Origin of the sequence: Spirillospora sp. CA-128828 (assembly GCF_050945415.1) — a bacterium.
GTDB lineage: Bacteria > Actinomycetota > Actinomycetes > Streptosporangiales > Streptosporangiaceae > Spirillospora.
This window is the reverse complement of the sequence record NZ_CP191986.1, coordinates 5,540,284-5,566,771: the sequence shown is the minus strand read 5'-3', so window position 1 is coordinate 5,566,771 and position 26,488 is coordinate 5,540,284. Positions and strand designations below refer to the sequence as shown.

21 protein-coding genes and 1 pseudogene are annotated in these 26,488 nt (G+C 69.8%); 12 read left to right on the top strand and 10 right to left on the bottom strand.

Features of this window, described 5'->3' with window-relative positions; genetic code table 11:
* Positions 1–245 precede the first annotated feature (245 nt).
* The 3 genes and pseudogenes from ACQPXG_RS27135 to ACQPXG_RS27125 all read right to left on the bottom strand — a co-directional run bounded on the left by ACQPXG_RS27135 (position 246) and on the right by ACQPXG_RS27125 (position 2,771).
* Entirely contained in the window at positions 246–980 is a 735-nt protein-coding gene (locus ACQPXG_RS27135) for a hypothetical protein (protein WP_433461936.1), read from the bottom strand.
* A pseudogene (folP, locus tag ACQPXG_RS27130) lies at positions 977–1,836 on the bottom strand (dihydropteroate synthase). Before folP ends, ACQPXG_RS27135 begins: the two are co-directional and overlap by 4 nt.
* A complete protein-coding gene (locus ACQPXG_RS27125) occupies positions 1,830–2,771 on the bottom strand; it encodes a glucosyl-3-phosphoglycerate synthase (RefSeq protein ID WP_433461935.1) in 942 nt (313 codons plus the stop codon). Before ACQPXG_RS27125 ends, folP begins: the two are co-directional and overlap by 7 nt.
* Before the next feature lie 197 nt (positions 2,772–2,968).
* Between ACQPXG_RS27125 and ACQPXG_RS27120 the strand changes: the two genes are divergently transcribed.
* Positions 2,969–5,116, top strand: a complete 2,148-nt coding sequence (locus ACQPXG_RS27120) for a (Fe-S)-binding protein (protein ID WP_433461934.1) — start codon at positions 2,969–2,971, stop codon at positions 5,114–5,116.
* Between the two features lie 236 nt (positions 5,117–5,352).
* Here ACQPXG_RS27120 and ACQPXG_RS27115 read toward each other — a convergent pair whose 3' ends face one another.
* Positions 5,353–6,507 carry an acyl-CoA dehydrogenase family protein gene (locus tag ACQPXG_RS27115; RefSeq protein WP_433461933.1) on the bottom strand — a complete coding sequence of 385 codons (1,155 nt, stop codon included), beginning with the start codon at positions 6,505–6,507 and terminating at the stop codon, positions 5,353–5,355.
* Positions 6,508–6,701: 194 nt separating this feature from the next.
* On the opposite strand from ACQPXG_RS27115, the gene ACQPXG_RS27110 reads away from it, so the two are divergent.
* On the top strand, positions 6,702–7,487 hold the full coding sequence (locus ACQPXG_RS27110; RefSeq protein WP_433461932.1) for a FadR/GntR family transcriptional regulator: 786 nt from the start codon (positions 6,702–6,704) through the stop codon (positions 7,485–7,487).
* Between the two features lie 77 nt (positions 7,488–7,564).
* Here the strand turns inward: ACQPXG_RS27110 and ACQPXG_RS27105 are convergent, their stop codons facing one another.
* Complete coding sequence (locus tag ACQPXG_RS27105; RefSeq protein ID WP_433461931.1) at positions 7,565–8,752, bottom strand: LLM class flavin-dependent oxidoreductase; 1,188 nt, start codon at positions 8,750–8,752, stop codon at positions 7,565–7,567.
* A 12-nt stretch (positions 8,753–8,764) separates the two neighbouring features.
* Positions 8,765–9,598 carry a crotonase/enoyl-CoA hydratase family protein gene (locus ACQPXG_RS27100; protein ID WP_433461930.1) on the bottom strand — a complete coding sequence of 278 codons (834 nt, stop codon included), beginning with the start codon at positions 9,596–9,598 and terminating at the stop codon, positions 8,765–8,767.
* Between the two features lie 303 nt (positions 9,599–9,901).
* Here ACQPXG_RS27100 and ACQPXG_RS27095 point away from each other — a divergent pair, with 303 nt between their 5' ends.
* The 3 genes from ACQPXG_RS27095 to ACQPXG_RS27085 are packed head-to-tail and all read left to right on the top strand — an operon-like array spanning position 9,902 to position 13,538.
* Positions 9,902–11,245 (top strand): hypothetical protein, encoded by a 1,344-nt coding sequence (locus ACQPXG_RS27095; RefSeq protein WP_433461929.1) that lies wholly within the window; start codon positions 9,902–9,904, stop codon positions 11,243–11,245.
* Positions 11,242–12,666, top strand: a complete 1,425-nt coding sequence (locus ACQPXG_RS27090; protein ID WP_433461928.1) for an acyl-CoA reductase — start codon at positions 11,242–11,244, stop codon at positions 12,664–12,666. Before ACQPXG_RS27095 ends, ACQPXG_RS27090 begins: the two co-directional genes overlap by 4 nt.
* On the top strand, positions 12,663–13,538 hold the full coding sequence (locus ACQPXG_RS27085) for an oxidoreductase (protein WP_433461927.1): 876 nt from the start codon (positions 12,663–12,665) through the stop codon (positions 13,536–13,538). The genes ACQPXG_RS27090 and ACQPXG_RS27085 overlap by 4 nt, the downstream gene beginning before the upstream one ends.
* Positions 13,539–13,574: 36 nt before the next feature.
* On the opposite strand, the gene ACQPXG_RS27080 is transcribed toward ACQPXG_RS27085, so the two are convergent.
* Positions 13,575–14,381 (bottom strand): enoyl-CoA hydratase/isomerase family protein, encoded by an 807-nt coding sequence (locus ACQPXG_RS27080; protein ID WP_433461926.1) that lies wholly within the window; start codon positions 14,379–14,381, stop codon positions 13,575–13,577.
* Positions 14,378–15,466 carry an LLM class F420-dependent oxidoreductase gene (locus ACQPXG_RS27075; protein ID WP_433470058.1) on the bottom strand — a complete coding sequence of 363 codons (1,089 nt, stop codon included), beginning with the start codon at positions 15,464–15,466 and terminating at the stop codon, positions 14,378–14,380. Before ACQPXG_RS27075 ends, ACQPXG_RS27080 begins: the two co-directional genes overlap by 4 nt.
* Between ACQPXG_RS27075 and ACQPXG_RS27070 the strand changes: the two genes are divergently transcribed.
* On the top strand, positions 15,465–16,640 hold the full coding sequence (locus tag ACQPXG_RS27070; RefSeq protein ID WP_433461925.1) for an acetyl-CoA C-acyltransferase: 1,176 nt from the start codon (positions 15,465–15,467) through the stop codon (positions 16,638–16,640). The genes ACQPXG_RS27075 and ACQPXG_RS27070 overlap by 2 nt on opposite strands.
* A 30-nt stretch (positions 16,641–16,670) precedes the next feature.
* Here the strand turns inward: ACQPXG_RS27070 and ACQPXG_RS27065 are convergent, their stop codons facing one another.
* Positions 16,671–17,891 (bottom strand): CaiB/BaiF CoA transferase family protein, encoded by a 1,221-nt coding sequence (locus tag ACQPXG_RS27065; RefSeq protein ID WP_433461924.1) that lies wholly within the window; start codon positions 17,889–17,891, stop codon positions 16,671–16,673.
* Between the two features lie 80 nt (positions 17,892–17,971).
* Between ACQPXG_RS27065 and ACQPXG_RS27060 the strand changes: the two genes are divergently transcribed.
* Positions 17,972–18,466 (top strand): MaoC family dehydratase, encoded by a 495-nt coding sequence (locus ACQPXG_RS27060; RefSeq protein WP_433461923.1) that lies wholly within the window; start codon positions 17,972–17,974, stop codon positions 18,464–18,466.
* Positions 18,467–18,528: 62 nt separating this feature from the next.
* On the opposite strand, the gene ACQPXG_RS27055 is transcribed toward ACQPXG_RS27060, so the two are convergent.
* Complete coding sequence (locus tag ACQPXG_RS27055; RefSeq protein ID WP_433461922.1) at positions 18,529–19,680, bottom strand: CaiB/BaiF CoA transferase family protein; 1,152 nt, start codon at positions 19,678–19,680, stop codon at positions 18,529–18,531.
* A gap of 342 nt (positions 19,681–20,022) precedes the next feature.
* On the opposite strand from ACQPXG_RS27055, the gene ACQPXG_RS27050 reads away from it, so the two are divergent.
* The 5 genes from ACQPXG_RS27050 to ACQPXG_RS27030 are packed head-to-tail and all read left to right on the top strand — an operon-like array spanning position 20,023 to position 26,485.
* The gene (locus tag ACQPXG_RS27050; RefSeq protein ID WP_433461921.1) at positions 20,023–21,501 is read left to right on the top strand and encodes an aldehyde dehydrogenase family protein; all 1,479 of its coding nucleotides are present in this window, start codon (positions 20,023–20,025) and stop codon (positions 21,499–21,501) included.
* 23 nt (positions 21,502–21,524) lie between these two features.
* Positions 21,525–22,403, top strand: a complete 879-nt coding sequence (locus tag ACQPXG_RS27045; protein WP_433461920.1) for an NAD(P)-dependent oxidoreductase — start codon at positions 21,525–21,527, stop codon at positions 22,401–22,403.
* Complete coding sequence (locus ACQPXG_RS27040) at positions 22,396–23,232, top strand: N-acyl homoserine lactonase family protein (RefSeq protein ID WP_433461919.1); 837 nt, start codon at positions 22,396–22,398, stop codon at positions 23,230–23,232. The genes ACQPXG_RS27045 and ACQPXG_RS27040 overlap by 8 nt, the downstream gene beginning before the upstream one ends.
* A gap of 17 nt (positions 23,233–23,249) precedes the next feature.
* A complete protein-coding gene (locus ACQPXG_RS27035; RefSeq protein ID WP_433461918.1) occupies positions 23,250–24,407 on the top strand; it encodes an acyl-CoA dehydrogenase family protein in 1,158 nt (385 codons plus the stop codon).
* Positions 24,404–26,485 carry an acetate--CoA ligase family protein gene (locus tag ACQPXG_RS27030; protein WP_433461917.1) on the top strand — a complete coding sequence of 694 codons (2,082 nt, stop codon included), beginning with the start codon at positions 24,404–24,406 and terminating at the stop codon, positions 26,483–26,485. Before ACQPXG_RS27035 ends, ACQPXG_RS27030 begins: the two co-directional genes overlap by 4 nt.
* Positions 26,486–26,488: the final 3 nt, after the last annotated feature.

The window sequence follows — 26,488 nt, the reverse complement described above, 5'->3', positions numbered from 1 at the left end:
CAGTGCCGCTACCGTGTCAAGGTCGTTCCGATCAAGCAATGACCTGCAATTTGCCGACATGTCGCAGGTTGTGGGCGGTCGTTGACGCTTTTTGGCGCCTGGTCAGGGCCGTTCGGGAATCCTGCATGCTCCCGCCGCTCCACGTTTCGGGCGGGAGCAGTGGGAGCACGCCTGGGGGAGCGGCGGCGCCATCAACCGCCACCCGCAGTGCCGGCGGCACGGCGATACCGCACATGGATGCCGGTTTAGGTGGGAGCCATGCCGATCGCGTCGCTGCTGCCGACCGCCTCCGACACCGTGGCGGTGCTGGGAAGCCAGGTGAGGACGTGGTAGGCGACTCCGAAGGGGGCGTCGTCGTAGAGGCGGTTCGTCGTCCAGGAGGTGTTCTGGCAGGCGGATGCCATGACCTGCCAGGCGGCGCGTCCGGCGATGAGTTGGTTCGCGCAGTCCTGGGAGTCCAGGGCGAGCAGGGCGGTGGTGTCGGCGGTGTCGAGTGCGCGGGTGATGCGCGTGTCGAGGTCCAGTGCTCGCGGGTCGGTGTATCCAGGGGCCTTCTCGCCGCGGCGGGCGCTGCCGTCGGCGGCGATCAGGAGACCGGTGCGGTGCGAGGGTGTGGCCAGCCGGCGGCCCAGTTCGTGGCACTGTTCGGTGGTGGCGTGCTCGTGGACGCCCTGCAGGACGTACCGTCCAGCGAGCCCGTCGAGTAGTGAGCGGCCGATGGCGAGTGGCACCGGCAGCGGATCGGGTTCGGGACGGCGTCTGGGGGCGGGTGCCAGCCGTGCGGCCGGGTCGGGGGCGTCGCGGGGACAGGTCGCGGTGGCGGGGGCCGCGCCGATGACGATGAGTTCGTCGAGGCCGGTCAGGGCGGGGAGGGCGGTGCCGATCGCGGCCCGGACCTGTTCGACTTCGGGTACAGGTCGGCCGGTGAGTCCCGGGAGTAGCAGCGGAGCCTGGGGAACGCATACGGCCGCGGCGATCACGCCAGTCCCCGGACGGTACGGGCGGGTGATCGCAAGCCGCGGATGACCGCGATCATGTCCAGGAGCCGCCGGGTGGGGGTGATGTTGTGCGCGCGGAACACGCGGGCCCCCTGCCAGGCGCACACCGCGGTCGCCGCGAGGGTGCCGTGCAGCCGCTGGTCGACCGGGAGTCCGCCGAGGGACTCACCGACGAAGTCCTTGTTGGACAGCGAGACCAGCACCGGCCAGCCGGTGGCCACCACCTCCTGCAGGCGACGGGTGACCTCCAAGGAGTGCCAGGTGTTCTTGCCGAAATCGTGCCCGGGATCGATGAGGACGCAGCCGGGGTCGACACCGGCGCGCACCGCGCGTTCGGCCAGCGAGGCAGTGCGGGTGATCACATCGGCGACGACGTCGTCGTATTCGACGCGGTGCGGGCGGGTCCGCGGCGGCAGGCCCCCGCGTGGGTGCACACCAGGCCCGCGCCGAACTCGGCGGCGACCTCGGCCACACCCGGGTCGACGCCGCCCCACGCGTCGTTGAGCAGGTCGGCACCCGCCGAACAGGCTTCCCGGGCCACCTCGTGCCGCCAGGTGTCGACACTGATGATCAGGTCCGGGTACCGGTCGCGGACGGCCGCGACGAGCGGTGCGGTGCGGTCGATCTCCTTGGCAGCGTCCACCTCCGCGCCGGGGGCCGCCTTCACGCCCCCGATGTCGATGATGTCCACGCCTTCGGTGACGACTTGGTCGACGCGTTGCATTGCCTGATCGAAGGCGAACGTCGCGCCCCGGTCGTAGAAGGAGTCGGGGGTCCGGTTGACGATGGCCATGAGCAGCAGTTCGCCGCTGTTGAGCCGGTCGCGCAGCTTCAGCATGCGTTGCTCGCCTCCCCTCGGTAGTAGGCGGGTTCGGACCGTGCTGGGGAACGTTCCATCGTCGGCACCGCCCGCGCCGTCCACCCGGCGTCGGAGTCGAACTGCCGCAGCAGCGGGGTGAGCGCGCCGGTCCTCGACCACGCGCGGCGCCGGTGGACGACCGCCAGCAGTTCGGCCGCCATCACGCCCAACTCCTCCACGGGCCGCTGCCGGTGTCCACGGGCGCCGAGGTCGACCTGGGCCAGCGCGGTGAGGCCGTGCCGCTGGTAGGTGTCCAGCAGGCAGGCCAGCTCGACGCCGTACCCGACCGGAATCGGCAGCGTCTCCAGCAGCGAGCGGCGCACCGCCCATTCGCCGGCCAGGGGCTGGACCACCGTCGCCAGCTCCGGCCACAGCAGATTGAGCATCGGACGCGCCATCAGCTCGGTGACTCTGCCGCCTCGGTCTCCGCCCCCGGGGGCCGACAGGCGCCGGTAGAAGGCTTTCACCAGCAGTGTTTCCGGACGGGTGAGCAGCGGCCCCAGCAACCCGACAACGAACCGGGAGGACCACACGGTCAGGTCGGCGTCGACGAAGACCAGCACATCGCCCCTGGTCACGAACAGCGACTTCCACAGCGCCTCGCCCTTGCCAGGGAACCAGCCGGCCTCCGGCGCGACGGCCATGGTCCGGTGGACCCTCGCCCCGGCCTTGGCAGCGATGTGTCCGGTGCCGTCACGGCTGTCGGAGTCCATGACGACCACCTCGTCCACCACCCCGGGCGCCGCCAGCTCGGCCACGATCCGCTCGACGATCGCGCCGACCGTGGCCGCCTCATCGCGCGCAGGGATCACCACGCTGACCGTCAAAGCCGACGCCTGCTTGGCCTCCAAGACACGCCCGAGCGGCCAGTCCGAACACCTGGATGTCGCCTGGTGGAACCAGAGATCGGCCACGTCAGGCAAGGCACCGGCTTCCATTCGAAACCCCCTTCAAAGCCTATACAACGGACGTGACCTGCCCACCCGGAGGCGGGGCGGCCCCGGGGATCTGCCGCGCTTCCCCGGTCTCATAATAGGTTAGATTATTTTGCTAATGGCACCCTTGGTGAGTCTACTCTGACTGCCATCGCCGTACCCAGGAGGACGGAACCGTGTTCTGGATCACGTTGGTCATCGGGCTCGCCGGAACGGCGGTCGCGCTGGCGCTCGCCGGCCGGCGGGTGCTGTTCCTGTACGGGATCGCCACGAGCGGCCAGCCCGACCCCGAGCGGACGTTGCAGGTCAGGCGCGCGCCCAAGAAGGCCGTCGAGGGTCAGGCGGTGGAGGTGCTGGGGCAGCGCAAGCTGCTGAAGTGGACGCTGGCCGGTGTTTCGCACGCGGCGGTGATGTGGGCGTTCATTCTGCTGATCACCGTGTATCTGGAGGCGGCGGTCGCGCTGCTGTTCGGGCTGGACGCCAAGATCCCCGGCTTGCAGACCTGGGGGCCGATCGGTTTCGTGCAGGACACCATCGCGCTGGCCTGCACCGCCGGGCTGATCACCTTCACCGCGATCCGGATCAAGAACTCGCCCAAGCGGCTGGACCGCGGTTCGCGGTTCTCCGGTTCACACCTGTCCGGCGCGTGGATCACACTGTTCATGATCTTCAACGTGATCTGGACGATGTTCTTGTTCCGGGGTGTGGAGTGGGCCAGCGGCAACCTGCCCTACGGCAGGGGCGCCTACTTCTCCTACCTCGTGGGGCACGCCTTCGAGGGCCTGAGCCACGACACGCTGGAGGTTCTGGAGTCGGTCGGGCTGCTGGCCCACATCGCGGTCGCGTTGATCTTCCTGGTGTTCGTGGTGCATTCCAAGCACCTGCACATCTTCCTGGCCCCGCTGAACGTGATGTTCAAGCGGCAGCCGGACGGGCTGGGCCCGGCGCAGCCGATGATGTCGGGCGGCAAGCCGCTGGACTTCGAGGAGGCCGACCCCGACGAAGACGTGTTCGGCCGCGGCAAGATCGAGGACTTCACCTGGAAGGGTCTGCTGGACATGGCGACGTGCACCGAGTGCGGTCGCTGCCAGTCCCAATGCCCGGCCTGGAACACCGGCAAGCCGCTGTCGCCCAAGATGCTGGTGCTGGAGCTGCGCGACCACGCGCTGGCCAAGGCGCCCTACTTCACCGCCTCGCAAGAGCAGCGGGAGGCCTTCACCGACGAGCAGAAGCTCGCCATGCAGGTCGATAGGGAACTGGTCGGCGAGGACGGTGTCATCCATCCCGACGTGCTGTGGTCGTGCACCAACTGCGGTGCCTGCGTGGAGCAGTGCCCGGTCGACATCGAGCACATCGACCACATCCTGGACATGCGCCGCTTCCAGGTCATGATCGAGTCGTCGTTCCCGTCCGAGGCCGGCGTCATGTTGAAGAACCTGGAGAACAAGGGCAACCCGTGGGGCATGTCGGAGACCAAGCGCCTGGAATGGGTGCAGGAGCTGGACTTTGAGGTCGAGGTCGTCGACGACAAGGTGTCCGAAGACACCGAGTACCTGTTCTGGGTGGGCTGCGCCGGGGCGCTGGAGGACCGGGCCAAGAAGACCACCAAGGCGGTCGCCGAGCTGCTGCACATCGCGGGCGTGAAGTTCGCGGTGCTGGGCCCGATGGAGGCGTGCACCGGTGACCCGGCCCGCCGTTTGGGCATGGAGTTCGTCTTCCAGATGCTCGGCCAGCAGAACGTGGAGACGTTGAACGACGCGGGCGTGACGAAGATCGTCGCGACGTGCCCGCACTGCTTCAACACCCTGGCCAATGAGTATCCGCAGATCGGCGGGAACTATCAGGTCGTGCACCACACCCAGTTGCTGGCGCACCTGGTGGAGGAGGGCAGGCTCACCCCCCTCGCGCCGATCGAGGAGAACATCACCTACCACGACCCGTGCTTCCTGGGCCGTCACAACAAGGTCTACAAGCAGCCGCGCGACATCATGGCGACCGTGCCCGGGGTGAAGACGAAGGAGATGCACCGGCACAAGGACCGCGGTTTCTGCTGCGGCGCCGGCGGCGCCCGGATGTGGATGGAGGAGCGCATCGGCAAGCGCATCAACACCGAGCGTGTGGACGAGGCCCTGCAGACCGATCCCGACACCGTGTCGACGGCCTGCCCGTTCTGTCTGGTGATGCTGGGTGATGCGATCAACGAGAAGAAGAACCAGGGCGAGGCCAAGGAATCGCTGGAGGTCGTGGACGTCTCCCAGCTGTTGATCCGCTCCATCAAGGGCGAAGGCACCACCCCCGAAAAGGAACCCGCCACCACCGAATAGGACCGAGAGGTCATGGAAGGCGTCTGGAAGCCGCTGGCGGAGCGAGGTCGGGACCTTCTGCCGTTGGGCGAGCCCTGGCAGACCGTGGCCTTCCAAGTTCGAATGTGACGGACTCCCGGTCAGCGGCGGCGATGCTGCCGGCGCGGGTCAGCCCTTCGGCCATGCCGAGCCCGACCCCGGGGATTCCGCCAATGACCAGGGCGACGTGGCCGGTCAGGCGGGTGGATGCTGGGCGGTCATGACGAGACCCCGCCGCCACCTGCGCCGGCGAACAACTCGCGGCCCATGATGATCTGCTGGATCTCCGCCACTCCCTGGGCGACGTCGAAGAACACCGACTCGCGGTACAGCCGCTCCACGACCATCTCCTTGGTGAGTCCGTACGCGCCGCATACGTGGAGGGCGGCCTGGGCGGCCTCGCGTGCGGCTCGTCCCGACACGAGGCGGGCGGCGGCGGCCTCCGCAGTGGCGCTCTCTCCCCGGTCGAGGATGTCGGCACAGGTCAGGACCAGGGATTCGGCGCCGGCGATGTCCGCGGCCGCCTTCCCGAGGAGTGCTTGCACGGTGGGGAAACGTCTGCCTATCGGCGTGCCGCGGTATTCGCGGGTCAGAGCGTATGCGGCGGCCTCTTCCAGGGCTCGTGTCCCGATCCCCACGCAGATCGCCGACGCGCGCACCTTGCCGAACGCCTCGCCGGCCAGCATCACCTGGAACCCGCCGTCCAACTCGCCAACCAGGCTGTCGCCGTCCACCCGAACGTCATCCAGGGTGACCGGCCGGGCTTCGGTCCCTCCCATCGACAGCACTTCGCTCGGTCGGCCGACCTGCCAGCTCGGCAGCGACGTGTCCACGAGGAACGCGCTCAGGCCCTTGTCGGACGTCCGGGCGAACACGAGCGCCACCTGAGCCTGTTCGGAAAAGGAGATGAACTGCTTGGCCCCCGACAGCGTCCAGCCTGTGCCGTCACGCCGGGCCCACGTGGTGATCTGGCGGGGGTCCGAACCGGTCGCCGGCTCGGTGAACGCCCATGCCGCCATCAGCTCACCGGAGACCAGTCCGGGGACGAAGCGCTCGATCTGCGCGGGCGTGCCGTGTTCGATCAGGGTCATCGCCACCTGGACGGTGGTGCCGGGGTAGAGCGCGGCGACGGCGCAGTGCCGCGCCACCTCCCGGCTCGCCACCGTGTAGGCGCGCACCGTCCCGCCATCGCCGCCGTACTGATCGGCGAACGGCAGGCGGGTCAATCCCAGCTCGCGGACCGCCTGCCACAACTCGTGAGAGAAGCGCTGGTCTTGATCGACCCCACGGGCCAATGGGGCGATCGTCTTGGCAGCCTGCCCGTCGACCGCGGCCCGCAACCCCTCCAGCTCCGGCTCTACTCGAAGTCTCACAGCTGCCCCTCATGGGTCGGTAGTGCGGTCATCCATTCCCGCCACGGAGCGGGCGCTTCGCCGGGCCGGTGCACTCACGGTTCAGTTATAACAGAAGAAAGAGATAACTTATTTAATTTCTGCTACTCTAGCTGCCATGAGTGCTGATACTGCGCCGACCTCCCTCTCCGGTGCAGAGCGGGAGGCGGGGGAGCGTGACTGAGCCCGCCGGGTCTGCGACGGGGCCGGGAACGCTGGGCCATCGCGTCCGTGTCCCCAAGATGGCCGAGCTGGTCGCCGCGCAGCTGCGCCGCAAGATCGTGCGCGGCGAACTGGCCGGCGGGGAGGCACTGCCTGCCGAGACCGCGCTGATGGAGGAGTTCTCGGTCTCGCGGCCGACGCTGCGCGAGGCCTTCCGGGTCCTGGAGTCCGAGGCGCTGATCAGCATCCGGCGCGGCGCCCGGGGTGGCGCGCGGGTCCAGGTGCCGCAGGGAGAGGTCGCGGCCAGGTACGCCGGGTTGGTGCTGCAGTACCGCGGCACGACGCTCCAGGACCTCTACGAGGCGCGCAACCTGATCGAGACTCCCTGCGCAGGGCTCCTCGCGCGGCGGGCCACCGAGTCCGACCTCGACAGGTTGCGCACCGCGGTGCGCGAGGCCGAGCTGCTGATCGATGATCCGCCGTCGTTCATCCGCGCGCACATGCAGTTCCACGCGCTGGTGGTCGATCTGTCGGGGAACGAGACCATGCGGGTGCTCAACGGCATGGTCCGGCACATCATCGACCAGGCGAACTGGTCGCATGTGGACCTCGACGCGGGCAGCCCCGAGAACATCGTGGCGAACCAGGAGGGTTTCCGGGCGCACGTCCGGCTGGTGGAACTCGTGGCCGCCCGGCAGGCAGAGGCCGCCGAGGAACTGTGGCAGGCCCACCTCCAGGCCGCGGCGGAGTACCTGCTGCTCAATGAGTCGATGACCACGGTGCTCGACCTGCTGGGCTGAGGAGGCACCGGCCGAGCCCGCCGTGCTCAATGGGCCACGGCCGGGACGGCCTCGTCCGACAGGCGCGAATGGCCGAATCAGGAGGTGGACGGCGATCCTCGCAGGAGGGCGCGCACGGCGAGGGCGCCTTCGATGGTCGTTCGAGCGTCGGCGTCGCCCGCGATCAGGTTGAAGGATCGGCACCCTGCCCGCACGTAAGGCCGCAAGCCTGCCGCCACGTCCTCCGGAGTGCCGTACGGGCTGTAACGCTCGAATTTCTCGAAAGGGGTCCGGTAGAGCTGCTCCATCGTCTTGGCGAGCGCCGGACGCGCCTTCCTTGGGGTATCGCCGAAACCGCACCAGACGTGCATACCGTGCAGCCGGCGATCCACCTGGCGGCCGCAGGCCGAAGCGTGCTCGGTGATCCGGTCACAGGACGCCGCATACCGTTCTGGCGTGGTCCACAGTCCGAGCCAGCCGTCACCGTGCTTCGCCACACGGCGCAAGGCGGCGTCGGACCGGCCACCGATCACGATGGGCACGGACGCCGTCGGCGCAGGCCGTACGCTCACGTCGTCGAACCGGAAGAATTCGCCCGACGCGGTCACCGGCCCGCCGCCGAGCAGGGACCGGACGAGCGTGATCGCCTCGTCCATTCGACGGCCGCGCGTCGCGGGGTCGACACCGCACGCACGGAACTCGGCGGGATCCTCGCCGCCCAGACCGACTCCGAAGATCACCCGGCCGGGAGCCAGTCCCGCCAAGGACACGACCTGCCGCGTCACCGGGACGGGGTGGCGCAAGGGCAGCAGATAGACCGCTGTTTGGACGGTGATGCGTGTGGCCAGTACCGCCAGCGCGGTGGCCTGGAGGAGCCCGTCGAAGCCCTGGCCTCCCTTGAAGGTGACGTGATCGCCGACGAAGAGCCGGTCGATTCCGGCCTCCTCGGCGTCCGCCACGAACCCGCGTAGTGCCGCCGCATCGTGGAAGAGTTCGTGAGGTACGCGCACGCCGATGGTGATCTGATCTTTCAACTCTCTCCTTCCCGTGGAAATCGCCTCCTGCACCGACGTGACCATCGCGTTGGTCATGTCCGTCTCGAAGACCCCAGGCACGACCAGGTTCACCGTTACCCCCTTTCGGGCCACCGACCGCGCGAGGGAACGAGTTAGTCCCAGGAGCCCCGCCTTGGCGGCGTAGCCCACCTCGTCGGACCGGTCAGGTTGGCTCGCAGGGCACAGTCCCACTCCCGCTCGGTCATCTCGCGTGCCTTGTTCTCTATTCATCGGAAGAGGCGATCATGGACGTGCCGCTCTGTGCAGCTTGGCGCGCAGCGCCTCGCGTTGGTGGGGACTGCCCACGTTCTGCTCCATGAACGCGCGCTCGGCGCGGAATCCCGCCATCATCGCCTGGTCGTCCCAAGCCCGGTTCAGCATGCTCTTGGCGGCGCGCACCGCGTCGGGGTTGCGGCCGGCGATCTGCGCGGCGATCGACAGGGCCTCCTCCCGCGGGTCGGCGCACGTCCGTGTCGCCAGGCCGATACGGACGGCTTCCTCGCCGGTGACCTGCCTGGCCGTGAGGGTGAGTTCCTTGGCGATGTCCAGCCCGACGAGTCGCGGCAGGATCTGCGTGCCACACATGTCGGGCGTCAGTCCCCAGCCCATCTCCAGGACGCCCATGCGCGCGTCCGGTGTCACCAGCCGGATGTCGGCGCCGAGGGCCAGTTGCAGCCCGCCACCGAGCGCGAATCCTTGAACGGCGGCGATGACCGGTACCTCGTGCACCTGCCACACCCAGACGGCTTTCTGGCCTCGCCCGAGATGCAGGCCAGGGACGTCGAACGCGCCTGTTCCGGAGGCCGGCGGATCTCCGGCATCGGCGTCCCGCACCGCCGCGGGCCGCCAGGGCCGGTCGTCCGCCTGGGCCTGGAAGGCGGCGCGGTCCAGTCCGGCGCAGAAGGCGCGGCCCTCACCGGACAGGACGATGGCGCGCAGCCCCGGCTCGTGCCGGAGACGCTCGCCGACCTCGATCAGCTCGGCGAACATCGTGTCGTCGAGCGCGTTGAGCTTGCCCGGACGGTTGAGGCGCACGTCGGCCACCCCGTCTTCGAGCCTGCAGAGCACCCGATCCATGGTCGTCTCCTCGTCAGCGTCAAACTGGTTAATTTATATAACCTAATTTTCGGCAGGTTGAACGTCAATGACCGGCTCCCGCCGTCGCTGGCCCCTCGGCCCCCGGGAACGGTCGGGCGCCCTCCGGAGCCTCGGGAGCCCTGACGACGGCCGGTGAGGGGGCGCCGCGTTCCACCGGGACGAGGGGGCGTTGACATGGTTCGGGTGCGTCCCTAACCTCAATATAGTTAAATCTTTCAGATTCGATACTTGAATCTAGGGACACTGCCATCCGTCGGGGCCGGGTGGGCTGAGGAGGAGACCGTGACCAGCGCCCGGGAGACCCTGAAGAGCCTCGTCGGCTCCGGCGACCCGTTCGACGGACCATCGGAAGAGGTGCGGACCCTCCAGCTGGAGGCCGCCCGGGAGTGCTTCGACGAGCATCGCGAACGCATACCGCTACTGCGGCGCCGCGCGGACGACGTGGGCGTGAAGGAGATCCGCGCGGAGGCGGACATCGTCCCGCTGCTGTTCTCCCACACCAGCTACAAGTCCTACCCCCTCTCCTACATCACCGGGGGACACTGGGACCGCCTGCTGCGCTGGTACTCGACCGTCTCGGTGGTCGAGCCGGACGAGGTGGACGTCGAGGGCGTCACCGACGTCGACGACTGGATCGCGCGCGTCGCCGCGGCCGGGCACCGGGTCTACATCACCAGCGGCACCTCCGGCAAGGTCTCGCTGCTCAACACCACGACCGCGGACCGGGACTGGCTGCTGAAGATCATGGCCAACCTCACGTGCTGGCCGCGTCCGCTGCCGCCCGAGCGCACCCGCCGCGGCTACATCCTTGCTCCCGCCAGCGGGCCGCTGCGATCCATCGACGGCTTCCGAATGCACGCAGACCTGTTCGTGAAGGAAGGGGAGCTGCGGCTGCTGACCGAAGACCCCCTGCGGCTATCGGAGCTGATGCGCAGCGAACTGCTTCGCAAGAAGATGGTCGAGGGAACCGCGACCGCGCAGGAGGTCAAGGAGTTCGAGAACGCCTCCGGCGGACGCGAGGGGGAAATGCAGGCCGCGCTGGACGGACTGATCGACGACATCGTCGAGCACCGGGCCGAGCCGCTGCTCATCGCCGCGATGAACAACCAGCAGTGGGCCCTGATCCAGGGGATGCGGTCGCGCGGTGTGCCGGACGGGGGATTCCACCCCGACTCGATGGTGCTCGCCGGAGGCGGCAACAAGAACAAGGTCCTGCCCGAGGACTACATGCAGCAGTTCGCCGATTTCTACGGCGACGTCCGCAGAGTCCGGAGCTACGGCATGACGGAGATGCACGGCACGTGCATGTCCTGTGAGGAGGGCCGCTACCACGTGCCGGCGTGGATCGTCCCGCTCATCCTGGACGAGCCGGGAGAACGGCTGCTCAACGAACGCGGCGGGGTGGTCGAGGGGCGGTTCGCCTTCCTCGACCTGTCCATGGAGGGCCGCTGGGGCGGTCTGATCACCGGCGACCGGGTGAACGTTGACTTCTCGGCCTGCGCCTGCGGGAGGACCAGTCCCGCGGTGCTGCCGAACATCACGCGATACGGCGACCTCGGCGGCGAGGACAAGATCACCTGCGCGGCGACGCTCGACTCTTACGTGAGGGGGATGATCCAGGCATGAGCGGCGCGGTGCTTTCGGGGCCCGGGACCGGCGGTGAAACGGTGCGGGCCGGCGGGCCGGTCCCTGTGGTCCACGTCGTCCAGGGCGTCGTCGGCCAGGGCTCGGACATCGTCCACGGCCGCGCGGGGTCCGAGTTCGCCACGCCCGCGCTCGATCTCGACCGTCTCGTGTGGCCCAGGGCGGAGCCGGGACCGGCGTTCGACGTGCCCGTCGCCGAGATCGTCGATCTGCTGGTGGAGACCGGCGAACGGCTCAAGGCCGACACGGACGGGTTGCTCGCCGAGGCGCTGGAGCACATGGTCGAGGTCAGCCCGTTGCCGCGGGAGGTCCTGGAGCGGGCGTACGCGCTGCTGTGGCGCAGCTTCCAGCGTCCGCAGATCCAGGTGCAGATCGACAACGAACTCGGCGGCTCCGACGTGCTCGACGGCTGGCGGGAGGTGTCGCTGCCGGGCGGACGCGTCGGTTCCATCAGAGCGTTCCCGCCGCGCCTGGTGCACATTCTGGCGGGCAACGCTCCTGGTGTGGCGGCCATGTCCATCGTGCGGGGTGCGCTGACCAAGGGCGTGAACCTGCTCAAGCTGCCCTCCAACGACCTGTTCACCGCCACCGCCATCCTCCGCACGATGCTCGCGCTCGCCCCCGGGCATCCGGTGGTGCGCTCCTTCTCGGCGGCGTACTGGAGGGGCGGGGACGAGAGCGTGGAGAGCACGATCTTCCGCGCGCAGTTCTTCGACAAGCTGGTCGCCTGGGGCGGCGAGGCCACCATCCGCGGCGCCCTGAAGTACGTCGGCCCGGGGTTCGAGCTGGTCTCCTTCGATCCCAAGTCGTCGATCTCGTTCGTCGGCCGTGAGGCGCTGGCCTCGGACGAGGCTCTGGAGGAGGCCGCCGAGGCGGCCGCCGCCGACGCCACGTTCTTCAACCAGGCCGCGTGCGTGGCCAGCCGCTTCCAGTTCGTGGAAGGACCGGTGGAGAACGCCGACCGCTTCGCCGCGGCCCTGTGCGAACGGCTGGGGGTGGCGCGCGAGTTCTCCTCCGCCGGCGGTCCGAAGATCGGCGGCGAACTGCGAGAGGAGATCGAGGTGCTGCGCGAGCTGGAGGACGACTACCGGGTCTGGGGCGGCTATGACGGCCACGGCCTGGTCATCCGCTCGCCCGAGCCGGTGGAGTTCCATCCCGACGGCAAGATCGTGAACGTCGTCGCCGTCCCGTCGCTGGCCGACGCGGTCTCCTACGCGGGCGTCGCGACCCAGACGGTCGGCGTGTACCCGGCCGCGCGCAAGGCGCAACTGCGCGACGCCCTGGCGTCCGCGGGCGTGCAGCGCGTGGTGCCGCTCGGCGGTGCGGGCGGCATGCCGCCCGGGCTCTCGCACGACGGCTTCTATCCGCTGCAGCGCCTCATGCGATGGGTGAACGACGAATGAGCGACCGGGCGCGGGCGAGGCACTGGATGATCACCGGTGTGTCGAGCGGGTTGGGCAAGGCTCTCGCCGAGACCGTGCTCGAACGCGGCGGGGTGGTGGTCGGGACACTTCGTGACCAAGGACAGGTGGCCGACTTCGAACGGCTTGCTCCGGGCCGTGCCTTCGCGGTCCTGCTCGACGCCACCGATCCGGCGGAGATCCTGGCCGAGCGAGCCGCCGACGCGGTGCGACTGGCCGGCCACATCGACGTTCTGGTCAACAACGCCGGCTACGGGCTGCTGGGCGCGGTCGAGGAGGTGAGCGACGACGAGATCAGGCATCAGATGGACACCAACTTCACCGGCCCGCTCCGGCTCGTCCGAGCACTCCTCCCGCACTTCCGCGAGCGACGGCAGGGCCATGTCGTGAACGTCAGCTCGATCGCCGGATTCACCGGCCAACCTGGACTGGGCGTTTACAACGCGTCCAAGTTCGCGCTCGAAGGGCTGTCGGAGGCTCTGCGGCTGGAACTCGGACCGTTCGGCATCGGCGTCACCATCGTCGAGCCGGGAGCGTTCCGCACGAGATGGGCGGGGCCGGGGCTGCGGCGAGCCGAGCGGCGTCTTCCCGAGTATGAGCTCGTCACGGCCGTGCGGGGGAGCCTGGACCGGCTGGACGGCGTGCAGCAGGGCGATCCCCGGCGCGCCGCGGCGGCGATAATCAAGGCCGTGGAGGCACCGGAACCGCCCGGCCGGTTGCCGTTGGGAGCCGACGCCGTGAAGGCGGTCCGCGGCAAGCTCGCCGCAGTCGCGAGCGAGCTGGACGGCTGGGAAGAAGTATCCGCGTCCACGGCGTTCGAGCCTGCCGCGCAGGCCGAAGGGCGGGCACCCTAGAAGAGCCGATCACGCGCGTGCGGCGGTGGTGAGGCGTCACCGGCCGGTCCACCTTGGGGAGCGTTTCTCGCTGAACGCGCGTGGCCCTTCAAGCGCATCCGCACTTTTCGTGATCTCGTCGTGGGAGGTGTCGTTCAACGCCCAGGCCACCGGCTCGGGGAGGCGCGCGGACATGTGCACCAGGGCTTTGCTCGCGCGAACCGCGAGCGGGGCGTTGGCGGCGATGCGCGAGGCGAGATCCACGGCGGCCGTGAGCGTTTCCGCCGGTTGCACGACCAGGTTGACCAAGCCCCACTGCTGGGCGGTCGCCGCGTCGATCGGTTCGCCCGTCAGAAGGAGCTGAAGGGCGCGGCGGGGACCGATGAGCCCCGGCAGCCGTACAAGGCCGCCGCCGCTGGCGAGCACGCCCCGCTTGACCTCGGGCAGTGCGAAACGCGCGTGCTCGCCGCACACCACGAGATCGCACGCCAGTGCCAGTTCCAGGCCGCCGCCGTAGGCCAGTCCGTTGACCGCCGCGATCATCGGCGTCGCGATCCGGTCCCGGACCAGTTCCGAGACGACGCGCGGCCCGGGGACGGTGGGGGCCGGGCGTCCGGCCAGCTCGTGCAGATCGCCTCCCGCGCAGAAGGCGCGTCCGCCCGACCCGGTGATGACGATCACCCGCACGGACGGGTCGGTGTCCGCGGCCACCAGCGCCCGCTTGGCGCGGAGCGCCAGCGCGGTCGTTATCGCGTTCAGCGACCGGGGCCGGTTGAGGGTGAGGACGCGGACGGGCCCACGGTCTGCGACGAGCAGCTCGTCGCCGTCCGCCGCTGATTCCGCACCGGTAGGCGAAGTGGTCACTTGAGCCCGGCGAGGACGGACGTCCACTGGTCGATGTCGTGTTCGTATGGGGCGTAGAACTGGAAACGGGTCACCAGGTCGCCGAAGCGCTCGGTGAGGACGGCGGCGATCCGGTCAGGGGGCCCGACGACCGCGAAGGTGTTGAGCACCTCGTCGTCGATCGCGTCTCCCATCTTGGTCCATTTGCCCGGGTCGTCGCCGCGTGACAGGGCGTGCAACTCGTCGCCCAGCGCGCCCCAGCCGTGCAGTTCGAGGACGCCGCGGTAGGCCGGAGTGCTGGCGTAGAAGGCGATCTGGTTCCGGACGGCGCGGACGGCGGTGGCCAGCGATTCCTCGGTCGTCCCGGTGGCGGTCAGCGGCAGACCGATGACCTCGAAGCCGTTCATGGAACGGCCGGCCTTCTCCCGCCCCTGGCGCACGGTCGGGAGGGTGACCTCGCGGATGTAGCGCTCGGTGGTGAAGCCGTGCAGGAGGATCCCGTCGCAGACCTCGCCGGCCACCCGGCACATGGCCTCGCCCACGGCCGCGATGACGATCTTTGGAGCCGGGGTCGGGAGCGGGCCGGGGGAGAAGAACGGCGTCATCAGGGTGTGGCGGTAGAACTCGCCTTCGAAGCTCAGCCTGGAGCCGCTCTGCCAGCTGTCCCAGATGGCGCGGATCGCGGCCACCAGCTCGTGCATGCGGGCGGCGGGCCTGCTCCAGGGCATCGAGAAGCGCCGCTCGATGTGCGGCTTGACCTGGCTGCCGAGACCGAGGGTGAAGCGGCCCTCGGTGTAGCGCTGCAGGTCCCACGCCGTGTACGCGAGGGTCATCGGTGATCGCGCGAAGGCGACGGCTATCGCCGTGCCCAGTTCCAGCCGCCGGGTGGACTGCGCCGCGGCGACCAGCGGGAGGAAGGGGTCGTGCGCGGACTCCGAGGACCACAGGCCCGCGTAGCCCCGCTTCTCGTGCTCGGTGGCCGCCGCCGCGATCCGCTGGAGTGACCCGGTGTTCAGCTTCCCGTCTGCACGCATGCGGCAAGTATAGATGAAATAGCTGATATAGTTAAATGATTGAGGTGTTGGCTTGCGGTGGAGGAGACACATGTCGAACGTCGTCATCGTGGAGGCCGTGCGCTCGGCCGTCGGCAAGCGGCGGGGCGGTCTCTCCCGCCATCCGGCTCCGGACCTCTTCGGCGACGTCCTCGCCGGCCTCGTCGCCCGTGCAGGCGTGGACTCGTCCATCGTCGACCAGGTGACCGGTGGATGCGTGAGCCAGGTCGGGCAGCAGTCGGGCAACATCACTCGCACCGCCTGGCTCGCGGCGGGGCTCGACCAGCGGGCCGCCGCTTCGACGGTCCACGCGCAGTGCGGGTCGTCCCAGCAGGCGTTCACCCTGGCGTACGGTCTGGTCGCGGGCGGTGTGGCCGATGTGGCCGTCACGGGCGGCGTGGAATCGATGAGCCAGGTCCCCATGGGGTCGAGCGCCATGCCCGAGCTGGGGCCCGCCAGGACGCCCCGCTACGAGGGCCACTACGAGATCACGACGCAGTTCGAGGCGGCCGACCGCATCGCCGAGGCGTGGGGGTTCACCCGCGAGCGGCTTGAGGAGTTCGCCGTCCTCTCCCAGGCGCGGGCCGCCGCGGCGATCTCCGAAGGCCGGTTCGCGGCCCAGATTGTACCGGTGGAGGCACCCGTCGCCGACGACGACGGGAAGATCGTCGGTGCCACGACCATCGACACCGACGAGGGGCCCCGCCCGACGACGCCGGAGGGCCTGGCCGGCCTGCGGGTGAACCAGAAGGACCGCCCCGGCGCGCTGCACACGGCCGGGACGTCGTCGCAGATCTCGGACGGCGCCTCGGCGCTGCTCCTCATGACCGAGGAGCAGGCCGGTCGGCTGGGTCTGACGCCCCGCGCCCGCGTCGTCGACTCCTTCATGACCGGCAGCGATCCGGTGATGCTGCTGACCGGGCCGATCCCGGCGACCCGCGCGATCCTGGAGCGCACGGGCCTCACCCTGGACGACATCGACGTCGTGGAGATCAACGAGGCGTTCGCCTCGGTCGTGCTCGCATGGCAGCACGAACTCAAGGCCGACCTCGCCAAGGTCAACGTCAACGGGGGTGCGATCGCGCTCGGCCACCCGCTCGGTGCAACGGGCGGTGTGCTGCTGACCAAGGCCCTCCACGAGCTGGAGCGGACGCGGGGCCGGTACGGCCTGGTCACGATGTGCGTGGGAGGCGGCATGGGCACCGGGACGATCATCGAGCGGCTCTGACCGAGCCGCCCCGAGGCGGTTCCGCGTGCTTCAGATCACCTTCTTCGCCGCGAGATCGGCGATCGCGTCCTCGTCCAGGCCGAGCAGGCCGCTCAGGATGTCATGGGTGTGCTCGCCCAGCGTCGGCGGCGCCGCGTAGTCCTCGACAGGAGTGCCGGACATCCTGATCGGGTAGCGCAGGCCGGGGACGGGGCCGGCCGTCTCGTGCACCATCTCGATCGGCAGTTCGCGGTGCCGGACGTGCTCGTCGTCGAGCGCCGTGCGGATGTCGTTGACCGGGCTCACCGGTACGTCGGCCGCGTGCAGCACCTCGATCCAGTGCCGTGCCTCCCGCTGGACGAAGATGTCCTGAAGCACCTCCAGCAGTTCCAGGCGGTGCTCGATCCGCGCGGAGATGCTCGCGAACCGTGGATCCTCGATGAGTCCGGGGTGCCCGATGGCGCGGCAGGCCCGCCCGAACTGCGGGTCGGTGGTCGCGACGATGAAGAACTGGCGGCCGTCCGCGCACACGAAGGCCTGGGAGGGGATCCCGCCGAATCCGCCGTTGCCCCGCCGTTCGGGCACCATGCCGGAGACGAGGTAGTTCTGCACGTAGTGCGACATCGACGCGATCCCGCAGTCCAGCAGGGAGACGTCGAGGTGCTGCCCTGTGCCGTGCCGGTCCCTGTGCCGGAGTGCCGCCAGGAGCGCGGTGCCGGTGTAGAGGCCGGTGAGGATGTCGATCAGAGAGAGGCCGGACTTCATCGGGCCGGCGCCGGGGGCCCCGTCCGGGTGACCGGAGACGCTCATCATGCCGCTGAGCGCCTGGAAGATCCCGTCGTACCCGGCCCTGTGCTCGTACGGCCCGCTCTGGCCGAATCCCGTGACCGAGCAGTAGATCAGCCGGGGAAAGCGTTCGCGCAGGTCCTCGTATCCGAGGCCGTACTTCGCGAGGACCCCTGGGCGGAAGTTCTCCAGCAGGATGTCGGAATGGCCGGCAAGGTCGAGCAGGACCTCCCTGCCCCGGCCGGTGGTGAAGTCCAGGGTGATCGACCGCTTGTTCCGGTTGCAGCTCAGGTAGAAGGCCGACATGCCCGCCGTGCCGCCGTCCAGGAAGGGCGGGCCGTACTGCCGGGCGTCGTCCCCGGTCGCCGGGCGCTCGACCTTGACGACCTCCGCGCCGAGGTCGCCCAGCATCTGGCTCGCCAGGGGTGCCGCCAGGATCCGGCTGAGGTCCAGGATCCGGACCCCGTGCAGCGCACCGTCGCTCACACTCATCTCCTCGCTACCGGACGTTCCATTAATCAGGTAGATTATTGCATTGTATCTTCGGATTGAAGAGGAGACGTGCGATGACCGAGACGGCGAGCGCTGCCGAGCCGCTGGTGCGTGGCATGACCTGGGAGGACATGAAGGAGGGTGCGGCCTTCCGCACGGCGTCGAGAACCGTGACCGAGACCGATCTGATGAGCTTCGTCCATCTCGGAGGGTTCAACGAACCGCTGTTCTATGACGCGAGGCACGCCTCCGAAGGCGGCTATACCGGTCGGCTGCTCCCGGGCGCGCTGGTCTATGTGCTCGCCGAGGGACTCATCCTGCAGACCAACGTCCTGCACGGCACCGGGCTGGCGTTCATGCACATGGAGTTCTCGGTCAAGAGCCCCACCTATGTGGGGGACACCCTGCACGTGGTCGTGGAGATCACCGGGTCGCGCCCGTCCAGCAAGCCCGGACGCGGTGTGGTGAGCAGCCGCTGCGGTGTGATCAACCAGCGAGGCGAGGAGGTCGCGGTCTTCACGCCCGTGCGGCTCATCCGTGGCCGCGACTTCGCGGACGGCCGCGCCTGAACGGTCGATGACCGACGAGGGGAGCGGTGCCGTGAACCGCGCGGTTCGCGGCACCTCCCGTTTCATGGCTGCTGGACGATGCCGGCGGAGATGAGCCGCTCCGCATCCGGCGCGGGCAATCCCCAGTCGAGCAGGACCGAGCGCGAGTCCGCGCCTGGCAGCGGGGGCGGACCGGCGATCCGGCCAGGCGTGCGGCCGAACCGGGGAGCGGGTGCCGGCTGGGTCACGTCGAAGGCGCGGGGATAGGTTCCACGCGCCTCGTTGTGCTGGTGGCCGGGTGCCTCGGTGATGCTGAGGACCGGCGTGACGCAGGCGTCGGTGCCGTCGAAGACCTCGGTCCACTCGGCCCGGGTGCGCGTGCGGAAGATGCCGGCGAACAGGCGCTTGAGCCGCGGCCAGTTCGCGGGGTCGTCCCGGTTCGGCAGATCTTCGACCCGCAGCCCGAGCCTCTCCACCATGATCGCGTAGAAGTGCGGCTCGATGGGTGCCACCGCCATGTAGCGACCGTCGCTCGTCTCGTAGCTGTCGTAGTACGGTGCGCCCCCGTCGCAGAAGTTGGTGCCCGGTCTGTCCGTCCACCGGCCCTGCGCCAGCATCGAGTGGACCAGCGTGGTCAGGGACGCCACCCCGTCCACCATGGCCGCGTCGACCACCTGCCCTTGCCCTGTCGCGCGGCTGTCCAACAGGCCGCACACGAGGCCGAAGGCCAGCATCAGCCCGCCGCCGGCGAAGTCGGCGATGAGGCCGGGCGGGGTGGCCGGAGGCGACCCGGGGCGCTGGAGGAGGGAGAGGGCGCCGGTCATCGCCTGGTAGTTGAGGTCGTGCCCGGCCATCCGCGACATCGGCCCGGTCTGGCCCCAGCCGGTCATCCGGCCGTAGACCAGTCCGGGATTGCGCCTCAGGCACACGTCCGGTCCGAAGCCCAGCCGCTCGGCCACCCCGGGCCTGAAGCCCTCGATGAGGACGTCGGCCCGCTCGACCAGGCGCACGAGGGTGTCCAAGCCCTCAGGCCGCTTGAGGTCGATCATGATCGAGCGGCGGCCTCGGCTGAGCGCGTACTTCCCGGCCTCGGCCGTACGGGCGCCGGGACGGTCGACCCGGATGACCTCGGCGCCGAGGTCGGACAGGAGCATCGCCGTGTACGGGGCCGCGCCCAGCCCGGCCATCTCCACGACACGGACTCCGGCCAGCGGTCCTTCGGATGCCGTGCTCATCGGGTGTCTCGATCGGGGGTGGTCGAGTACACGTGCTCCTCCTGTGGGGTCGGTGAGCCTCTGCTCGCCCGGTGACTCACCGGTGCGGCTCGCGCATTCCAACCGTTGATCGGGACCGCCGGGAGCGCCGTCGCCCCGATCCGGCGGGCGGCCTCTTGGCGATATCCATAGATATGTTAGATAATTAATCTCTCTCGCGGACGATCGTACGTCGCGCCGTGGAGCGTGCGGGGGCGAGCGTTGTGGTTGATTGAGTTAAACTATATAACTATTATGCAGACCCGCGGCCGGAGCCGGGGACCGGCCGCCCCGGTGCGGCGCGTACGACGGAAGTGAGCCGACATGACAGAGGTCGCCAGCAGGCATCGTCTCCTGGAGGATGCGCGCCTCCCGGAGGTCCTGACGGCCGTGACCGCCGGGGAGCACATCCCCCGTGGGGCCGGCCCGGTCTTCGGCGTCGAGGATCCCGCGACCGAGAACACGGTCGTGAGGTTCGAGGAGACGACCGCCGACGGCGTCGCGGAGGCCGTCGAGAACGCCCACGGCGCGTGGCGGGGCTGGGCGCGGCTCGACCCCGTCGAGCGGGGACGCGTCCTGACGCGAGTGGCCGAGATGCTGCGTGAGAACGCCGGCCTGCTCGCCCGGCTGGAGTCGGTCGACTCGGGCAAGCCGCTGTCTCAGGCGCGCACGGACATCGCCGGAAGCGCACGGTACTTCGAGTACTACGCCGGCCTGGCCGACAAGATCCACGGGGAGACGATCCCGCAGCCCGAGGGCACGTTCACCTACACCGTGCGCGAATCCTACGGCGTCGTCGCCCACATCACGCCCTGGAACGCCCCGCTGACCCAGATGACGCGCGGTGTGGCCCCGTGCCTGGCGGCTGGCAACACCGTGGTCGTGAAGCCGTCCGAGCTGACCCCCCTGACGTCGGTGCTGGCCGCCCGCCTGATGGTGGAGGCGGGACTGCCCCCGGGTGTCTGCAACGTCGTGCTCGGCACTGGGGACGGGACGGGAACCGCTGTGACCCGGCATCCCCTCGTCCGGCACATCACGTTCACGGGCTCCGTCGCTGCCGGTCGCCGTGTCGGGGCCGTGGCGGCTGAGCGGATCATCGGCGTCAACCTCGAACTCGGCGGTAAATCCCCGACCATCGTCTGCGCCGATGCGGACCTCGACACGGCCGCGAAGGCGGGCGCGCTGGCGGTGATCCGCAACTCCGGGCAGTCCTGCTTCGCGACGACCCGGCTGCTCGTGGACCGCCGAGTGCACGGAGAGTTCGTGGAGCGCCTCGCCGGCCACGTCGCGGGCCTGTCGGTCGGGCACGGTCTGGACGATCCCGACCTCGGACCGCTGATCTCGGCGCGTCAGCGGTCACGGGTCCTCGACCACATCGACCGCGCCGTACGCGACGGCGCCGAGGTGGTGGTCGGCGGCGGCGCGACCAAGGGTGCGGAACGCGGGTACTTCGTCTCGCCGACGCTGCTCACCGGCGTCACCAACGACATGGCCGTCGCCAGGGAGGAGATCTTCGGGCCGGTCCAGTCGGTCATCGCGTTCGACTCGGTGGAGGAGGCGGTCGAGATCGCCAACGACACCGAGTACGGGCTGTCCGCCGGTGTGTTCACCGCGCGGGTCGGAACGGCGCACCGGATCGCGGCCGAACTGCAGGCGGGACAGGTGCAGGTGAACCGCTACTCGGGCGCGGGCGTCGAGGTTCCCTTCGGCGGCTACAAGAACAGCGGCCTGGGACGGGAGAAGGGCACCGAGGCGGTCACCCACTACACCCAGCTCAAGAGCGTCATCGTCGCCACCTCATGAGGGGCGGGAGGGAAGGATCGGATATGCCGTCCACACCGGTGCTCGGATTCATCGGCCTCGGGGTCATGGGGTCACGGATGTGCGCGAACCTCGTCCGTCGTTCGGGGGCGGCCGTGGTCGTCTTCGACCCGGTCGAGGAGGCCGCGGACGCGGCGGTGGCGCTGGGGGCGCGGCGCCACGAGGACGTCGGCGGCGTGGCCAGGGACGCCGACATCGTCTTCCTGTCGCTGCCGAGCATCACCGAAGTGGAGTCGGTCTGCGAGGAACTGGCGGCCCCGGCGGAACGTCCCCGGATCGTCGTCGACATGAGCACCAGCGATGTGGCGCGCACCCGCGAGCTCTCCGTCCGACTGGACAAGGCGGGTGTCGCTCTCGTCGACGCGCCGGTCGCGCGGCTCCGCCAGGCGGCCGAGGACGGCACGCTCCTCATCAGCGTGGGCGGCTCCGCGGCTCACTTCGCCGAGCTGGAGCCGTTCCTGTCCTGCATGGGCAGCGACATCGTCCATGCGGGCGGCACCGGCAACGGCCAGGTGATGAAGATCCTCAACAACATGGTGCTGTTCCTCAACATGAACGCGCTGGCCGAGGCGCTCACCATCGGCCGGGCCGCCGGGGTGGACGGTGCCCTGCTGTTCCGGACCCTGGCGCTGGGGTCGGCCGACAGTTTCGCGCTGCGCAGGACGGCGACGGCGACGATGATCCCCGACGAGTTCCCCGAGCGAGCCTTCCCGACGAACTATGCGATCAAGGACCTGGCGCTCGCGCTCCAGCTCGCGCACGACCAGGACATCGAGGTGCCGGCGACGAGCCAGACCATGTCCCTGCTGGAGCGCACCCGCGACGCCGGCTACGGCGAGAACTACTACCCCGCGATGATCAAGCTGGTGGACGGCCGTGGCTGAGCACGCCGGGACTCCGGCGGCCGGGCCACCGGCCTGGGACGTGTGGGCGCTGCGCCTGGGTTCGGCGGAGCGTCCCGCACGCGACAACTTCCTGATGCCCTGCGCTCGCAACGGCGCCATGCGCCTCGACTTCACGATGTGGGTCGCCCGCGACGGTGACCGGGTGGTCGTCGTCGACACGGGCTTCAGCGAACGCGCCGGTGAGAAACGCGGCAGGCATCTCGACCTCCGTCCCGCCCAAGCGGTCCGGCGGCTCGGGATCGCGCCCGAGCAGGTCGGCGAGGTCGTCCTTACGCACCTGCACTTCGACCACGCGGGCAACATCGGGGACTTCCCGCAGGCCAAGGTGACGGTCCAGGCCGGCGAACTGGAGTACACCACCGGCAAGGCCATGACGCGTCCGGCGCTCAGCCACTTCTTCGAGGCCGACGACGTCGTGGACGTCGTCCGCCGTGTGCACGATGGCAGGGTGCGGGTGGCAGAGGGCGATGTCGAGCTGGCGCCGGGGCTGGAGCTGTGCCTCATCGGCGGCCACACCAAGGGTCTGCAGGCCGTCCGCGTGCACACCGGACGGGGGTGGGTCGTCCTCGCTTCGGACGCGCTGCACTACTACGCCAACTTCCACGAGCGGAACCCGTTCCCCGCGATCCTCGACCTCGGGGTGATGCTCGACGGATACGACCGGATCGGGCGCCTCGCGGAGAGCGAGGACCACATCGTGCCAGGTCACGACCCCGCGGTCTTCGAGCGCTACGCCGATCCCCGTGACGATCTGCCCGACGGGACGGTGGCCTTGCATCGCGCTCCCCGACAGGTTTCCGCTTCCTGACGAAAGCTGGTACGCCAATGGACTTCTCCCTGCCGCCAGAGGTGGACGAGTTCCGCCGCTCGGTGGAGGCCTTCTCCCTCGAACGGCTCGCTCCCGAGGCCCGTGCGCGGGCGCATTCCGCCGACTACCCGTGGGACGTGGCGCGGGCGATGGCCGCCCAGGGACTGCTCGGCCTGACCATCCCCGAGGACAAGGGCGGCCAGGGTGCCGGCCTGCTCGCGGCTGTGACCGCCATCCAGGCGGTGGCAAGGGGATGCCCGCGCAGCGCCGACGTCGTCCAGGCGGGCAACTTCGGCCCGATCCGCACCTTCGCCGAGTACGCCACGCCCGCGCAGCGTGAGCGCTATCTGCCCGGCCTCCTGGCGGGCGAGACCCTGATCGGCCTCGGCATGACCGAGCCCGAGGCCGGGTCGGCGGTCACCGACCTGACCACCGGCGCGGTGCCGAAGGGCGACGGTTTCCTCGTGAACGGCACCAAGATCTTCTCGACGCACAGCGCCGAGGCGACCGTCTTCCTGGTGTACGTGCGGTTCGGTCCCGGCGTCGGCGGTATCGGCTCGGTGCTCGTGGACCGCGACAGCGAAGGCCTCACGATCGGTGAGCCCTCGATGTTCATGAACGGCGAGCACTGGTGCCAGCTCTACTTCGACGACTGCTACGTCCCGGCCGACCAGGTGCTGCTGGGCGAGGGCGGCTTCAAGCGGCAGATCAGCGGGTTCAACGTCGAGCGGCTCGGCAATGCGTCCCGTTCCATCGCCCTCGGACGCTACGCGTTCGACCAGGCCACCGAGCATCTCAACACGCGCCACCAGTTCGGCCGCCCGCTGGCGGAGTTCCAGGGGCTGCAATGGATGTTCGCCGAGGCCGCGGTGAAGCTGGAGTCGGCTCAGCTGCTCCTGCACCGCGCCGCGGTGGCCGGTGACCGGGACGGCATTCCTTCGGCGTTCGACACGGCCGTCGCCAAGTTCGCGGCCAACCAGGCCGGGCACGGTGCCGCCGATGTCGCGATGCAGGCCATGGGCGCCACCGGGTTCAGCACCGAGGCCCTGGTCGAATACTGCTTCCGGCGGACCCGGGGATGGATGATCGCCGGGGGCTCGACGGAGGTGCTGAAGAACCGGATCGCCGAGCACGTCTTCGGCCGCCGCTTCAGCCAGCGGAGCACCTCCTCATGAGGCCCGCGGCGCTGTACGACGCGCTGTTCAGCCCGGCGTCCGTCGCGATCGTGGGTGCGTCGGACACGCCCGGCAAGACCACGGCTCGTCCGATGGAATACCTGCGCAGGCATGGGTGGAAAGGAGACCTGTTTCCGGTCAATCCCGCCCGGGACACGGTGCTGGGAGAGCGGTCCTGGTCCTCGCTCGGCGCTCTCCCGGTGGTGCCCGATCACGTCTTCGTCCTCACCGGAGCGGACCTCGCCATCGAGGCGGTGCGCGAGTGCGCCGATCTCGGTGTGCCGGTGGCCACGATCATGGCTGATGGTTTCATCGAGGGTGACGACCGCGGCACCGCCCGGCGCGCCGAGCTGCAGGCGATCGTCGGTGCCTCCGGCACCAGGCTTCTGGGGCCCAGCAGCCTGGGTGTCGCCGCTCTCGGTGACGGCTTCGCGCTCACCGCGAACGCGGCCTTCGCCGAGGCGGACCTTGGCCAGGGCGATGTGTTCGTCGCCTCGCAGTCCGGCAGTGCCATCGGCGCCCTGCTCTCGCGCGGCAAGGAGATGGGAGTCGCCTTCCGCGGCATGGTCTCCACCGGCAACGAGCTCGACCTGACGCTCGGTGAGATTTGCCTGGGCTCCGTCGACGACTCGCGGATCGAGAGCTACGCCCTCTTCCTCGAGAACATCAAGGGCGCCGACGACCTGCGGGCCTTCGCCCGGGCCGCCGCCGACCGCGGCAAGCCGATCCTCGCCTACAAGCTCGGCCGGACCGAGGCCGGCGCTCGCCTGGCGGTGTCGCACAGCGGCGCGCTGGCAGGCGACGACGCCGTCGCCGACGCCCTTTTCAGAGATCTGGGGATCGCCAGGGTGCACACCTTCGAGGCACTGCTCGAAGGCCAGAACCTGGCGCGTGCAGTCCCGATCCCGGTGGCCGGCACCAAGCCGCGGGTGTGCGTGCTGTCCACCACCGGTGGCGGGGGCGCGATGGCCGTCGACTGCCTCGCCGCAGCCGGCGCCGACCTTCCAGGGCCGTCGCAGGAGACCATCGACCGGCTCGCCGAGGCCGGGATCGCCGCGGGGCACGGCGCCCTGATCGACCTCACGCTCGCCGGCACCCGCTATGAGGTCATGAAGGGCGCACTCGACGTGGTCCTGGCGGCACCGGAGTTCGACGCCGTTGTGGCGGTTCCGGGCAGCTCCGCACGGTTCCACCCCGACTTGGCGGTCAAGCCGATCGTGGATTGCGCGGCGGGTGGCAAGCCCCTCGCGGCCTTCGTGATGCCCGCGGCGCCTGAGGCGTTGCGCCTGCTGAGGAGCAGCGGGGTGGCTGCCTTCCGGACCGCCGAGGCCTGCGCCGACACCGTCCTCGCGGTTTTCGGCCGCCGCGGACCGGCAGGGGGCGAGCGGCCGCGCCTCAAGGCGCCGGTCGGCGGGTCGGAGCTTCTGGACGAAGCCCGGTCGTATGAGGTCCTTGGTGAAGCAGGTGTTCCCTGTGCCCCGCACGCCGTGGTGACGGCGACGTCGTTGCCGTCCGACCTTCCCGTCGCGGGGCCGGTGGCGGTCAAGGTCCTCTCGTCCGAGGTACCGCACAAGACCGATGCCGGCGGCGTCGTCCTCGGCGTCACCGACGGCGCGGGCCTGCGGGCGGCGGTGGGCCGCATAGCCAGGACGGTGGGGGAGAGGCTCCCTGGAGTGGCGGCCGACCGCCTCCTGGTGCAGACGATGGTGCGGGGGGTCGGCGAGGCGCTGGTCGGTTTCCGGCATGACCCGGACGCCGGTCCGGTCGTGGTGCTGGCCGCCGGGGGAGTGCTCGCGGAGCTCTACCGGGACCGGAGCGTCAGATCCGCACCGGTCGACGCGGCGACCGCCCACGAGATGATCGACGAAGTCGTCGCCTTCCGCGCGCTCGGGGGATACCGGGGCGCTCCGGCGGGAGATCTCGACGCCCTGGCCTGCGCCGTCGTGTCGGTTTCACGGCTCGCCGAGACGGGCGGCGCGGCGATTCTCGAGGCAGAGGTCAACCCGCTGCTGGTGCTCCCCGAAGGCCATGGCGTCATGGCGGTGGACGCCCTCGTCCGCCGCGGGAGCGAGGACTGAGGA